The sequence below is a fragment of the Herbaspirillum sp. Her4 genome (genome assembly GCF_057961335.1).
Window position 1 is genome coordinate 550,158 of record NZ_CM176330.1, and the last position, 12,780, is coordinate 562,937.

Genomic DNA, 12,780 nt, shown 5'->3' on the forward strand with positions numbered 1-12,780 from the left:
GCGCGCACCAGGATGGCCTTGCGCAGCTTTGCAAGGTTTCTCTTCATTGATTGCCGAATTCAGAAAGCCACTTCTGCCATGCAAAGTACCGCGCTCCGCTATTTCTACCAGGTCGGCCGCACCGGCTCCCTGACGGCTGCCGCCGAACGGCTGCACGTGGCCGTCTCGGCGGTGAGCCGCCAGATCGCCAAGATGGAAGAAGAAACCGGCGTGCCGCTCTTCGAGCGCCGCGCGCGCGGCATGGTGCTCACGCCCGCCGGCGAAGTGCTGATGGCGTTCGCGCGGCGCAACCTGCTGGAGGTGGAACAGGTGATGGCAGAGGTGAAAGGACTGCACGCGGTCGGCCAGAGCGTGGTCACGCTGGCCTGTTCGGAGGGTTTTGCCTGGGACCTGCTGCCCAATGTGATGGCGCACTTCCGCGAGCAATATCCGGGCATGCAGTTCAAGCTCAACGTGGTCGGCGCGGCCAAGGCTTCGCAGATGGTCATCGATGGCGAGGCCGATATCTCGGTCACCTACAGCCTGGGCCCGGTGGAAGGGCTCAATATCGCCTACCGCGAATCGGGACCCATCTTCGCATTGATGCGGCGCGACCACCCGCTGGCCGCGCGCAAGCTGCTGTCCTTGAACGATCTTTCACCTTACCCGCTGGCCCTGCCCGAACAGGGCTCCACGGTGCGCCAGCTGTTCGACATCGCCTGCGGCATGCGCGGCCTGCTGTTCGCGCCGGTCTTTACCAGCCATTCGCTGGGCGCGGTCTACCGTTTCACCGCCCGCTCGCCGGATACGGTGGCGCTGGGCGGCTTCCTGACCGTGCAGGAACGCGCCGAAGAAGATGCCATGGCCCTGGTGCCGATGGCCGAGAGCGAACTGCACCAGCGCACCCTGCAGGTCCAGACCATGGCCGGGCGCAAGCTGCCGCCGGCGGTAGCGGCCTTCATCGATTTCCTGGTGGCGGCGATCCGCCAGATCCGCACGCGGCACGAACTGGGCGCGCTGCAAGCCGACAAATGAGGCCGAGTAATGGCTGAATAAGGACCGAATTAGGGCCGTGATGAGGCATCCATGCGACGCTTGCCCCACGGCAAGCCACGCAGAAATGGCAGGATCCGGCGCTGCATGAGAAAATGCCGGTCCTCCGCCCGCACGCAGCCTTCCGCACCTGTCCCCTCCGGACATGGATGAGCGGCAACATTGCTCGTCCGGCAGCAACAGCCTACCGATTGAAGGAATACCCCATGAACGACATTGCCGCAGCAGTGCAACTGTCCGACCTTGCCGACCTCGATGCCTCCTCTGCCCAGGCGCAGGAAGAACGCGGCCAGCCTGAAGTGACCGCGCGCGGTTCGCGCCGCTTCGAGCTGCTGGAAAAGAACATCCGCCGCCTGACCGGCCGCGCCATCGCCGACTTCGACATGATCCGCGACGGCGACGTCATCATGGCCTGCATGTCCGGCGGCGCCGACAGCTACACCATGCTGGACACGCTGCGCTACCTGCAGACGGTGGCCCCGGTGAAGTTCGAGATCATCGCCGTGAACCTGGACCAGAAGCAGCCGGGCTTCCCCGAGCACATCCTGCCGCAATACTTCGAGCGCATCGGCGTGCCCTATCGCATCGTCGAAGAAGACACCTACAGCATCGTCAAGGAAAAGATCGCCCCGGGCAAAACCACCTGCTCGCTGTGCTCGCGCCTGCGCCGCGGCATCCTCTATCGCGTGGCCAAGGAACTGGGTGCCACCAAGATCGCGCTGGGCCATCACCGCGATGACATCCTGCACACCTTCATGCTCAACATGTTCTACGGCGGCAAGATCAAGACCATGCCGCCCAAGCTGATCGCCGACGATGGCGAGAACGTGGTGATCCGCCCGCTGGCCTACGTGCGCGAGCCGGACATCAAGAAGTATGCGGCCGCCATGGAATTCCCCATCATCCCCTGCAACCTGTGCGGCTCGCAGCCCAACCTGCAACGCCAGGCCATGCGCGAGATGCTCAACCAGTGGGAAAAGACCAATCCCTTGTGGATCAAGAGCATGTTCACCGCCATGGCCAACATCACGCCGTCCCACATGCTGGACCGCAGCCTGTTCGACTTCACGCATTTCACCGCCGGGGCCGGCAAGGAAGCGCAGGGCGATACCCTGTTCGACCGCGACGACAAACTGGACCAGGGCCAGTCCGTCATCAATCTGGTCTGAGCACACGAGACGCTGCGGCTCATTGTGGCGTCTCGCAAAACCTTAGTCCGGCGAGACACTGCGTTCCACCTCATCCGTAGGAAATGCCCTTGTGGCGCGGCTTTCGCGCCCATTGCCGATTCCCGCAGGCTGATGCAAAAGTAAATTTTTGTTGTCATATGGCTATAGTCGGGGATTGGGCATCAAATACCCTCCTCTTCCACGCTTGAAGGCGAAAACACGCATGTTCTAATCTGTCCCATCGCAATGGCGTGCCGCGAGGCCGCTTTGCCAGGGAAAGAAAATACATAACCATGCAGTCGTGGTTTCGCAGGGAAACGTGGTGTCGGCCAGTGTCACGGCCGGCCTGCGTGGTATCGCCATCCGCGTGATTGAACGGCTTGCCGCCGTCATGCCTCTGCACCCCGAACGACTCTCTGCCATACCGTGTATGAGGCTGCCTGATGGCTAACTTTTGGCGCGACAAGCGCGTTTTCATCACCGGTCACACCGGCTTCAAGGGAAGCTGGCTGACCCTGTGGCTGCACCTGATGGGGGCCAAGGTGAGCGGCTACGCGTTGCCGGCACCGACCAATCCCAGCCTGTTCCATCTGGCGCGCTTGCAGAACTGTGTGCAGACCACCATCGGCGACGTGCGCGATCCGCATCACCTGGCCGAGACGCTGGCTGCCGTGCAGCCCGATGTGGTGTTCCACCTGGCGGCCCAGCCGCTGGTGCGCGACTCCTATGCCACGCCGGTCGATACCTACGCCACCAATGTCATGGGCACCGTGCACCTGCTGGAAGCCGTACGCCATACGCCCAGCGTGCGTTCGGTAGTGGTGGTCACCAGCGACAAGTGCTACGAGAACCGCGAGTGGCTGTGGGGCTATCGCGAAGACGATCCCATGGGCGGCCACGATCCCTACAGCAGCAGCAAGGGCGCCGCTGAACTGGTGACTTCCGCCTATCGCCGCTCCTTCTTTGCCAGCAATCCCGACAACACCGTCGGCATCGCCAGCGTGCGCGCCGGCAACGTGATCGGTGGCGGCGACTTCGCGGCTGATCGCCTGATTCCCGATTTCGTGCGCGCCCTGGAAAAGGAAGAGCCGGTCGTGATCCGCAATCCGCACGCGGTACGCCCGTGGCAGTTCGTGCTGGAGCCGCTGTCGGGCTACCTGCAGATTGCCCAGCTGCTCTACGAGCAGGGCGGTGCGTTTGCCGAAGGATGGAATTTCGGGCCGGCCGATACCGACCTGCAGACCGTGAGCCAGCTGTGCGCCACCTTCAATCATTCGCTGCAGAAGAATGACGCGGGCCAGGTGGAAGTGCGCCTGGAGACCCAGGCCAACGGACCGCACGAAGCCGCCCTGCTGCGCCTGGATATTTCCAAGGTGCGCCAGCGCCTGGACTGGATTCCGAAGATGGAGCTCTACACCGCGCTGGAACTGACGGCGCAGTGGTACGCGGGTTACCTCAACAACGAGGACCTGCGCACGCTCTCGGAAAACCAGATTGCCTTCTATCAAAGCCTGAACTAAGTCCTCAAAGGACTAGCCCCCGCCGGATCTGCTCCGGCGAGGGCTTTGTTCAATATCCCATCTTTCTGATTTCAGCCATGGTCTGGGTACGCAGGATCAGGCGTTCGAATTCGTCCGACCATTCCCGCGTGAGATTCTTCAGCAGCAGGCTCTTGCCGGCACGCGTGACACGGCGGCGCACATCCTCGTTGTGCAGCACCGTCTGCAGGTTGGAGCACAGCAGATCGATGTTGCCGACCGGATGCATCAGGGCGTTGACGCCATGCTTGAGACCGATGTGGCGATAGGTCTCCAGATCGGAGAGGCAGACCGGCACATCCAGTTCGAAGGATTCCCAGATGGTCAGCGGCTGTGATTCGCTGGAGCTGGCAAGCACGTAGGCATCGGCCGAGGCCAGGTAGCGCAGGGCTTCCTCGTTGGGCTGCTCGCCCAGGAAGCGATAGCGTTCCGGCAGCGCTTCGGAGAGCTTGCGCGCGCCCTCGCCCAGCTGCAGGTACTTGCCGATGAAGACCACCTCGATGCCCGCACGCTGGTCGCTGCTCATGGCATTGACGGCCATGATGGTGTCTTCCATGCGCTTACGCGGCTCGATGGTGCCGATGCAGACGATGCGCTTCTTGTCCTTGGGCTTGGGTTGCAGGTCTTGCTGGCGGTAGATGGCGTCGTTCCAGAATGGCAGCACGTGCACCATGGCCGGGCTGTCGAACAGGAAGCTGCCATAGACCAGGCGCTGGAATTCGGTCTGGAAGACGATGTGCGAGGCGCTCTTGAAACCCTGCGCCATGTTGGGATAGCGCAGCAGCAGGTCGCGTCCGATCTCGGCTTCGTGGATCCACCAGATCACCGGGCAGCGTGGCGCCATCTCTCCCACCAGCGCCCCCGAGAGGATGCAGTTGGACACGATCACGTCGGGATCGCCTGCCAGGTCCTTGACGATGGGCACGCCCATCGCCTCGAACTGCTTGCGCACTTCACCCTGGCCATCGATACGCGGCAGGACCGACACCTCATGGTTCTGCACCAGCCGCTCGGCCAGACGCAGCATCGCGGTGCTGGCACCGGTGGTGTAGAACTCATCGTTCAACAGAAGAATCTTCATGCACTTTCCAGGAAGGGTCGGGCTGGGCCGGACCGGTTGTCATTATTGGTTCTATTGGTTCTATTGGTTCTGTCAGTTCATCAGTCGGCTGCCCGCTCGCATCGCTACGGCCTCCTGCATACGTGGGCAGTCGCGACGCGCAGGCGAGACTGTGCAGCTTGACATGGTAAGGGGGAGCCGTGCGCATAAAGACCGGAGTAAACCGCCAAAGGCCCCTCAACTTCCTCTTTTGCGACGATGCGCAGCGACGGGGATGCGGACGCGCAGGGGGCGCGTGCTAGACTTTTGGCTTTTCTTCGCTCCTCTTCGCTGCCACTCATGAACATCGTCATCCTCGCCGCCGGCATGGGCAAACGCATGCAATCCGCGCTGCCCAAGGTCTTGCATCCGCTCGCCGGCAAACCCCTGCTGGGCCATGTCATCGATACCGCACGCCAGCTGGCACCGACGCAACTGTGCGTGATCTACGGCCACGGCGGCGATGCCGTGCCCAAGGCTTTCGCCGGCCAGGGCCTGTCGTTTGCCCTGCAGGAACCGCAGTTGGGCACCGGCCACGCCGTCATGCAGGCCGTGCCGCATCTCGATGATGGCGTGCCCACGCTGGTGCTGTATGGCGATGTACCGCTGACCACGGCCGCCTCGCTGCAGCGCCTGCTGGATGCGGCCGGCCAGGACAAGCTGGGCGTGCTGACCGTGACCCTGGACAACCCCACCGGCTATGGCCGCATCGTGCGCGAAGACGGCCAGATCAAGCGCATCGTCGAGCAGAAGGATGCCAGCGAGGCCGAACGCGCCATCCGCGAAGTCAACACCGGCATCATCGTCGCGCCCACGGCGCGCCTGCGCCAGTGGCTTGCGAAGCTCTCCAACAACAACGCGCAGGGCGAGTACTACCTGACCGACGTGATCGCGGCCGCCGTGGCCGATGGTGTGGAAGTCGTCTCGGCCCAGCCCGATGACGTGGCCGAAACCCTGGGCGTGAACAGCAAGGTGCAACTGGCCGAGCTGGAGCGCGTGCACCAGCGCAACATCGCTCATGGCCTGCTGGAGAAGGGCGTCACGCTGGCCGACCCGGCGCGCATCGATGTACGCGGCTCGCTGGAATGCGGGCGCGATGTGAGCATCGACGTCAATTGCGTTTTCGAAGGCCAGGTCAGCATTGGCGAAGGCAGCAGCATCGGTGCCCACTGCGTGATCCGCAATGCGCGCATCGGTGCCGGCGTGGCCATCAAGCCCTTCACCCACATCGACGACGCCGTGGTCGGCGCGGGCGGCCAGATCGGTCCTTACGCACGCCTGCGGCCCGGCACCGAACTGGCGCAGGATGTGCACATCGGCAACTTCGTCGAGGTCAAGAACAGCAACGTGGGCGTAGGCAGCAAGGCCAATCACCTGGCCTACGTGGGCGATGCGGATGTGGGCAGCGGCGTCAACGTCGGGGCCGGCGTGATCACCTGCAACTACGACGGTGCCAACAAATTCCGCACCATCATCGAAGACGACGCCTTCATCGGCAGCGACACCCAGTTGGTCGCCCCGGTGCGCGTGGGCAAGGGGGCCACCATCGGTGCCGGTACCACGCTGACCAAGGATGCCCCGGCCGATCAGCTGACCTTGTCGCGCGCCAAGCAGCTGTCGCTGGCGGGATGGCAGCGGCCGGTCAAGATCAAGAAGTAAGCGCGCCGGGCTGCGCGCCCTGTGGACAACTCCAACTCCGGGGTGGTTTCAGGCCGATATGAAGGAAAAAGCCCGTCAACACGCTACTTCCTGACTTATCCACAGGCCGATCCGGCCGAAACCTGAAGGTTTCGGCCGTTTTTCATGGTGCGTCGGCAGCCGCGCCGAGCGGGATGGCCGTCTCGAACTTGCTGCGGTGGATGGAGAAATAGCTGCGCACATTGCGCACGTTGCGCTGGGAGGCGAACAACCGGTGCGCCAGTGCGTGGTAAGCCGGCATGTCGCGCACCAGCACCACCAGCACGAAATCCGGCCCCGGCGAGACCCGATAGCACTGCTGCACCGCCGCCTCCCCCGCCACCAGGGCCTCGAAGGCCTGCTGCTCCTCCTCGCCCTGGCGATCCAGCGTGATCTCGACCAGTGCCGTGAGCGTGGACGCCAGTTGGGCCGGATCCAGCAAGGCGACCTGGCGCGCGATCACCCCGGCATCGACCAGCCGCTTGACGCGGCGCAGGCAGGTCGGCGGCGAGGCATGCACCTGCGCGGCCAGTTCCTGATTGGTCTGGCTGGCATCACTCTGCAGGGCCTGCAGGATGCGGCGGTCGAGATCGTCCAGATCGAGGGGGGTTTTCATGGATACCTGCGTCAGCTTGTGAAATTGCCGAAGATTGCGTGAGGTTGAGCGAGATTGAATGACATATAAATCCAAATTTCACTTCTGAATTTAATATTATTTCACCACCCAATAGCGAAGCAATATTAGTTCATTTCCTCGATATTTTAGAAATCTTATTTCACGATGCCTCGCCTAAGATGCATGCACATCTTTTCCAGCGAGGTAATCCATGTGCGGCATCGTCGGCGCGGTAGCGCAACAAAACGTCACTCCCATCCTGCTCGAAGGCCTGAAGCGCCTCGAATACCGTGGTTATGACTCCTGCGGCGTGGCGCTGCATGTGGATGGCAAGCTGCAGCGTTCGCGCAGCACCTCGCGCGTGGCCGAGCTGCAGCAGCAGGTGGCGCAGAGCGGCCTGTCCGGTTTCACCGGCATCGCGCACACCCGCTGGGCGACGCACGGCGCGCCTGCCACCCACAATGCGCACCCGCACTTCTCGCGCGACCGCATCGCGCTGGTCCACAACGGCATCATCGAGAACCATGACGAACTGCGCGCCGAATTGCAGGCTGCCGGTTATGTCTTCGAGAGCCAGACCGATACCGAAGTGATCGCCCACCTGGTCGACCACATGTATGACGGCGATCTCTTCCACACCGTGCAGCAGGCCGTGCGCCGCCTGACCGGTGCCTACGCGATTGCCGTCTTCTGCGCCGACGAACCGCATCGCGTGGTGGCAGCGCGCCAGGGTTCGCCGCTGATCGTGGGCGTGGGCGAAGGACAGAACTTCGTGGCCTCTGATGCGATGGCGCTGGCCGGTACCACCGACCAGATCATCTATCTGGAAGAAGGCGACGTGGTCGACCTGCAATTGCAGAAGGTGTGGATCGTCGACGCGGCCGGCCGTCCGGCCGAGCGCGAAGTGCGCACCGTGCAGGCTTATACCAGCGCGGTGGAACTGGGCCCGTACCAGCATTACATGCAGAAGGAAATCTTCGAGCAGCCGCGCGCCATTGCCGACACGCTCGAAGGCGTGGTCGGCATCATGCCCGAGCTGTTTGGCGACCAGGCCTACAAGGTCTTCAAGGAAGTGGATTCGATCCTGATCCTGGCCTGCGGCACCAGCTACTACGCGGGTCTGACTGCGAAGTACTGGCTGGAGTCGATTGCGAAGATCCCGGTCAACGTCGAGATCGCCAGCGAATATCGTTATCGCGACAGCGTGCCCAATCCGAAGTCATTGGTGGTGACCATTTCGCAGAGTGGCGAGACGGCCGATACGCTGGCTGCGTTGAAGCATGCGCGTGGTTTGGGCATGCAGCACACGCTGACCATCTGCAACGTGGCCACCAGTGCGATGGTGCGCGAATGCGAACTGGCCTACATCACGCGTGCCGGTGTGGAAGTGGGTGTGGCCTCGACCAAGGCCTTCACGACGCAGCTGGCGGCGCTGTTCCTGCTGACGCTGGCGCTGGCGCAGACGCGCGGCTTGCTGACCGAAGAACAGGAAGCCGAACACCTGAAGGCGATGCGCCACCTGCCGGCTGCGCTGCAGAGCGTGCTGGCGCTGGAACCGTCCATCGTTGCGTGGGCCGAGGCCTTTGCGCGTCGCGAGAATGCGCTCTTCCTGGGGCGTGGGCTGCATTACCCGATTGCTTTGGAAGGTGCGCTCAAGCTCAAGGAGATCACCTACATCCACGCTGAGGCTTATGCCGCGGGCGAACTGAAGCATGGTCCGCTGGCGCTGGTGACGGACCAGATGCCGGTGGTGACCATTGCGCCCAATGACGCGCTGGTGGAAAAACTGAAGTCCAACATGCAGGAAGTGCGTGCGCGTGGGGGGCAGCTGTATGTGTTTGCGGATGGTGATTCGCGTATCACTTCGGCGGAAGGGCTGCATGTGATTCGCATGCCGGAACACTATGGGGTGCTGTCGCCGATTCTGCATGTGGTGCCGTTGCAGTTGCTGTCGTATCACACGGCGTTGGCGCGGGGGACGGATGTGGATAAGCCGCGGAATTTGGCTAAGTCGGTGACGGTGGAGTGAGAGGATTGACGTATCCTGGGAAAACATTAATTAACAATAATTATGGATAATTTCCGCCCACATTTTTGATGACCGACAATTAATTTTCTATTTTGGATAAATTTAACAATTAGTCGACTAGTGTCCATCCAGTTGAGAAACACACATTTCCCACTGGAAATAATACATTTTTACTCGAACATATTTGCCGGGCGAAGCTAGCTTTCGCTCGGCACGGATAATCAGTGCCCAACGTAAGTATTCTTCCGTATCAGCCAGCTCCATTCGAAGACGAAATTCTTGGCTCATGGTTTGCAAGGCTGAAATTGCACAATACACAATATCTCTGGAACTCTTTCGTCACCTCTTGCAGCGAAAAGAACCCTTCATTTGCGTACAACTTTTCCGTTTTTGACTATTTGCCCTCAGGCCGAGCTCAAAGTTCTCGTTTAGTACTCAAGAAGTTGTTTGAAGCCCTCTGCATCTCAGAAATGGATGTCGAAAATGCGCATTCTACGCTGCCATATTGGCGCTCAATTCCGGGACCGGCTGAAGCGCCGTTCTCGCTTCATAGATGGGTTGGTACACCAACTCAGCCACATCCGCTTTTCGAAAAATTGCCGAAGTTTTGTGTCGACTGTCTGGCTTCAGACATTCAAAGAGAAGGCGAACCATATTGGCATCGTGCTCATCAACTGCCTGGCGTAAAGGTGTGCAACGTTCACCAAAGTCTTTTACACACTTCATGCCCATCATGTGAAAAAATTGTAGGTATTCATGCTGATCGGCTCATTCCAGCGCTTTCTTCTTACTGTAGCTGCGGTGCCGTTCTTTCGCGTATTGAGTCTCAATATGTCACTTCGGATAGTGACGATCTTCGCTATGCCAAATTAAGTTTTGACGCTCTCTCGGGAAGACTACCGCCTTGGAGTCGCCAGCAGTTGGTGTCCTTCCTCGATAATAAAGTCGGACTCACCGCGAAGCGCAACGGAATTTTGCGAAACTCATGGCAGATGACCGATTTCAGCAACGGACAATGTTCGAAGCTCATATCGCCTGATGTCATTAAGCTTTTAGTCACTTGCAGCATGAATGCAGAGTCGCTACGAAGTGATTTTTCTGCCAAACCTCTTTTGTTTCATAAGATCGCCACTCCCGCACGACGCCGCGAGCTCCCGCCGGCGATTGAAATGACCATCACGCAGGCAAAAGCTACGCTACTTGCGCTAAAAGATTCGTCTCGCTCACGAGGCAGTTCGATTCTTCGTGGGCGCGTAGTCGAATACTGCCTCTTGCAGTTAAATGAGCCTCAATGGCTTGCCCATGAATTCTCTTTAGGCCGCCCGCCCAGAGCCCCCTCGATTGAAGATGATCGGGAGTCAATGCAGAGATTGCTGGACAAAGCTTTTCAAGACAAAACCTACGTTCTAGAGCCAAGACGTCTGCACACATTTGCCCGCGGACGTATCCGCGACAGCGAATGGATGAAAACGTATGTAGATGAGGCGTTACGGAATCTCCGGCAACAACGAAAGACCGCTAGGAAGTCCGCACAGACGTCTAAACTAGTAGGCCTTATAGAAGGCGCTATCCAAACTTCTTTTTCCAACAACGACTTGCCCAGTAAATTTACCTATACCTTCCTCGCCAAAAAGACCGGCATCACAGTAGCCCGGATAGCAGACCTACTGGAGCATGACTTGGCACTTGCGAGTCTACTCGAGTGTTCCAACCAAACTCTTGCCGAGAAGAGAATCCGTAATGTGATTGAGAAGCTTCATAACCTAGGTCAAAACATAACAGTTAAGAAAATTTTGAAAGAGACATCCCTACCAGGTCAGATAGCGTCACCGCTTATAAAGCGGCTTTTGGAGGAAACACATTTGGGGTGACTCGATATTCAGATTGAAGGCTGCAAACAGTATTCCAATTCTCGTTATGGCTCGCACTTCCCGTTCACCAGTACAGACCCGAATCAATAGCCGTCACTCATCCATCACCTTCCTTTGGTCACAGGCAAACTTCCCAACCGATGCAATATGTGATCTCTGACTGCGGCGGGTGCATCCAAATTGCGCAAAGCATTTGGCCACAGCTCTTGTGCTCGTGACACCGTGTTCTTGACCACTACCTTTACAATCCTCTCGGCGATACCCGCTTTTTTCGCCATGGCGCCATATGTCTCCAACGTTTCTGCACGTTGCAATCGATCAATCTCCATATTGAATGCGAATCCCCTGAATCCGGGCAAAGCGGATACACAGGTAATATCGTATGCTGGTGCCAGTTCAGGATTGATGCCGTCACGATAGATAACGCTGAAATTCTTCAAGTGGTCATCTGAATTCCCTAGCAGCGTGTTCACCACGCGGCGAACGAATAGCTGACGGACATCTTCGATGCCACGTAAGCTCAGCAGGTTGAGCAAGCCAGCCAGATCAGTGAAGCGCTCCCGGCTTTCATATTTCCGTGCCGGCATCAGGGTCATCAATTGGCACCCGTCTTCAATATGCAGTGCACCGTTGGGGCCTCGGTCAAATCGATCGATAGCCAAGAAACGAGTTTTCGCGCCAAAAGCTTCGATCATGTCCGGTTGATCAACCATAGCGAGCATCGATACAGGACGGCACCTCGCAATATCGACACCGGCCAACGCAGCCAGCTGCATGCACACGAATTCATTCATTACATGAGTATCATCGTCATTCACCGGCAGTTTGGCTACTGTATCGGACAATACGCCTCTGATGGGAAGAGTGAATTGCTTACCGTCTGAAGTACTCGATAGCGCTAATTTGTTATGCATGCCCGCCAGCGAGGCAGAACCCTGGGTGGCGCCCTCCACCGCACCTACCTCAAAGCCTCGGATGCCTCCCACAACGCCATATGCCCTTACCATTGGCGTCAACCTAGCGGGTTCGGCTGGCAAGATCTTTACAGCTCCAGGCAAGTCTTCACCTGCCGCCGCCAAAATCCCAAAATCATCTCTGTCGACACCGTGGCGCCGTGTCACAGCGAGACGACGCTTCAATGGTCCCTCTGGCAGCAATCCCGCAAAAAACGGCGGCAGCTCTCCTCGCTCACTGTATAGCGCTGGGTCAAATCGATTGCCTAGCACTTTCTGACTCAGCCACTCCGCTCGTGGCATCGTCATAGAGAGTGACAGAGTTTGCCTCTGGCTATCTAGCATGTAATTTTCTGCGGCAAGAAAGCGGGTAGTACCACCGAGCTCGCAAAGCCACCCTGTGTGCCGGCCATGCAGCCAGACTTCAAGGAATCTTGGCTTTGGATTAGCACTCACCGCTTACCGCGGAGGATCAGCTCCGCTGCGGTAGGCACATCATCTGGCCCAATTGCTTTGCCCGAAGAAAGGCGGTGAACCTCCGGGAGCAAATGGTTCGGAACGATTACCAAACTGGAGTTCAATGCCCCCGCTAACGCCTCCACAGTACTGAGGCGAGAATCTCTTTTACCACTCAGCAAGTTGCTGATAACGGATATCTCTAGGCCCGTCAGCTCTACTAGGTCCTTGAGCGTCCTGTTCTGCTCAACTCTTCGTTGCTGAAGCTGTTTAATGACGTTCATTTTGGTTTATACGCCAAATTTTATGATTAATTAAGTTTATACACCAAATTTGAACT

Annotated in this window: 10 protein-coding genes; 6 read left to right on the forward strand and 4 right to left on the reverse strand. The window is 59.0% G+C overall.

Annotated elements, in window-relative coordinates; genetic code table 11:
• The first annotated feature begins 78 nt into the window (after nucleotides 1–78).
• From ACWFUC_RS02565 to rfbG, 3 genes are all read left to right on the forward strand, one after another.
• Nucleotides 79–1,014 carry a LysR family transcriptional regulator gene (locus ACWFUC_RS02565; RefSeq protein WP_034332256.1) on the forward strand — a complete coding sequence of 312 codons (936 nt, stop codon included), beginning with the start codon at nucleotides 79–81 and terminating at the stop codon, nucleotides 1,012–1,014.
• 224 nt (nucleotides 1,015–1,238) lie between these two features.
• The gene (gene ttcA / locus ACWFUC_RS02570) at nucleotides 1,239–2,201 is read left to right on the forward strand and encodes a tRNA 2-thiocytidine(32) synthetase TtcA (RefSeq protein ID WP_205703717.1); all 963 of its coding nucleotides are present in this window, start codon (nucleotides 1,239–1,241) and stop codon (nucleotides 2,199–2,201) included.
• A gap of 443 nt (nucleotides 2,202–2,644) precedes the next feature.
• Nucleotides 2,645–3,721 carry a CDP-glucose 4,6-dehydratase gene (rfbG, locus tag ACWFUC_RS02575; protein WP_489624005.1) on the forward strand — a complete coding sequence of 359 codons (1,077 nt, stop codon included), beginning with the start codon at nucleotides 2,645–2,647 and terminating at the stop codon, nucleotides 3,719–3,721.
• 49 nt (nucleotides 3,722–3,770) lie between these two features.
• On the opposite strand, the gene ACWFUC_RS02580 is transcribed toward rfbG, so the two are convergent.
• Nucleotides 3,771–4,820, reverse strand: a complete 1,050-nt coding sequence (locus ACWFUC_RS02580; RefSeq protein WP_034332253.1) for a glycosyltransferase family 4 protein — start codon at nucleotides 4,818–4,820, stop codon at nucleotides 3,771–3,773.
• A 318-nt stretch (nucleotides 4,821–5,138) separates the two neighbouring features.
• On the opposite strand from ACWFUC_RS02580, the gene glmU reads away from it, so the two are divergent.
• Nucleotides 5,139–6,497, forward strand: a complete 1,359-nt coding sequence (gene glmU, locus ACWFUC_RS02585) for a bifunctional UDP-N-acetylglucosamine diphosphorylase/glucosamine-1-phosphate N-acetyltransferase GlmU (RefSeq protein ID WP_489624006.1) — start codon at nucleotides 5,139–5,141, stop codon at nucleotides 6,495–6,497.
• 142 nt (nucleotides 6,498–6,639) lie between these two features.
• Here glmU and ACWFUC_RS02590 read toward each other — a convergent pair whose 3' ends face one another.
• Nucleotides 6,640–7,131: an Lrp/AsnC family transcriptional regulator gene (locus ACWFUC_RS02590; protein ID WP_034332250.1), complete on the reverse strand. Its 492-nt coding sequence runs from the start codon at nucleotides 7,129–7,131 to the stop codon at nucleotides 6,640–6,642.
• 211 nt (nucleotides 7,132–7,342) lie between these two features.
• Between ACWFUC_RS02590 and glmS the strand changes: the two genes are divergently transcribed.
• Nucleotides 7,343–9,160, forward strand: a complete 1,818-nt coding sequence (gene glmS, locus ACWFUC_RS02595) for a glutamine--fructose-6-phosphate transaminase (isomerizing) (RefSeq protein ID WP_489624007.1) — start codon at nucleotides 7,343–7,345, stop codon at nucleotides 9,158–9,160.
• A 224-nt stretch (nucleotides 9,161–9,384) separates the two neighbouring features.
• Nucleotides 9,385–11,031 carry a TniQ family protein gene (locus ACWFUC_RS02600; RefSeq protein WP_489624008.1) on the forward strand — a complete coding sequence of 549 codons (1,647 nt, stop codon included), beginning with the start codon at nucleotides 9,385–9,387 and terminating at the stop codon, nucleotides 11,029–11,031.
• 104 nt (nucleotides 11,032–11,135) lie between these two features.
• On the opposite strand, the gene ACWFUC_RS02605 is transcribed toward ACWFUC_RS02600, so the two are convergent.
• Both ACWFUC_RS02605 and ACWFUC_RS02610 read right to left on the reverse strand, forming a co-directional pair.
• Entirely contained in the window at nucleotides 11,136–12,440 is a 1,305-nt protein-coding gene (locus ACWFUC_RS02605; protein ID WP_489624009.1) for a type II toxin-antitoxin system HipA family toxin, read from the reverse strand.
• A complete protein-coding gene (locus ACWFUC_RS02610) occupies nucleotides 12,437–12,724 on the reverse strand; it encodes a helix-turn-helix domain-containing protein (protein WP_489624010.1) in 288 nt (95 codons plus the stop codon). The genes ACWFUC_RS02605 and ACWFUC_RS02610 overlap by 4 nt, the downstream gene beginning before the upstream one ends.
• Nucleotides 12,725–12,780 lie beyond the last annotated feature (56 nt).

Excerpts from the sequence above, each read along its gene's own strand:
- ttcA (WP_205703717.1), top strand. The coding sequence starts at position 1,239 with ATGAACGACATTGCCGCAGCAGTGCAACTGTCCGACCTTGCCGACCTC.
- ACWFUC_RS02580 (WP_034332253.1), bottom strand. The coding sequence starts at position 4,820 with ATGAAGATTCTTCTGTTGAACGATGAGTTCTACACCACCGGTGCCAGC.
- ACWFUC_RS02590 (WP_034332250.1), bottom strand. The coding sequence starts at position 7,131 with ATGAAAACCCCCCTCGATCTGGACGATCTCGACCGCCGCATCCTGCAG.
- ACWFUC_RS02610 (WP_489624010.1), bottom strand. The coding sequence starts at position 12,724 with ATGAACGTCATTAAACAGCTTCAGCAACGAAGAGTTGAGCAGAACAGG.
- ACWFUC_RS02565 (WP_034332256.1), top strand. The coding sequence starts at position 79 with ATGCAAAGTACCGCGCTCCGCTATTTCTACCAGGTCGGCCGCACCGGC.
- glmU (WP_489624006.1), top strand. The coding sequence starts at position 5,139 with ATGAACATCGTCATCCTCGCCGCCGGCATGGGCAAACGCATGCAATCC.
- glmS (WP_489624007.1), top strand. The coding sequence starts at position 7,343 with ATGTGCGGCATCGTCGGCGCGGTAGCGCAACAAAACGTCACTCCCATC.
- rfbG (WP_489624005.1), top strand. The coding sequence starts at position 2,645 with ATGGCTAACTTTTGGCGCGACAAGCGCGTTTTCATCACCGGTCACACC.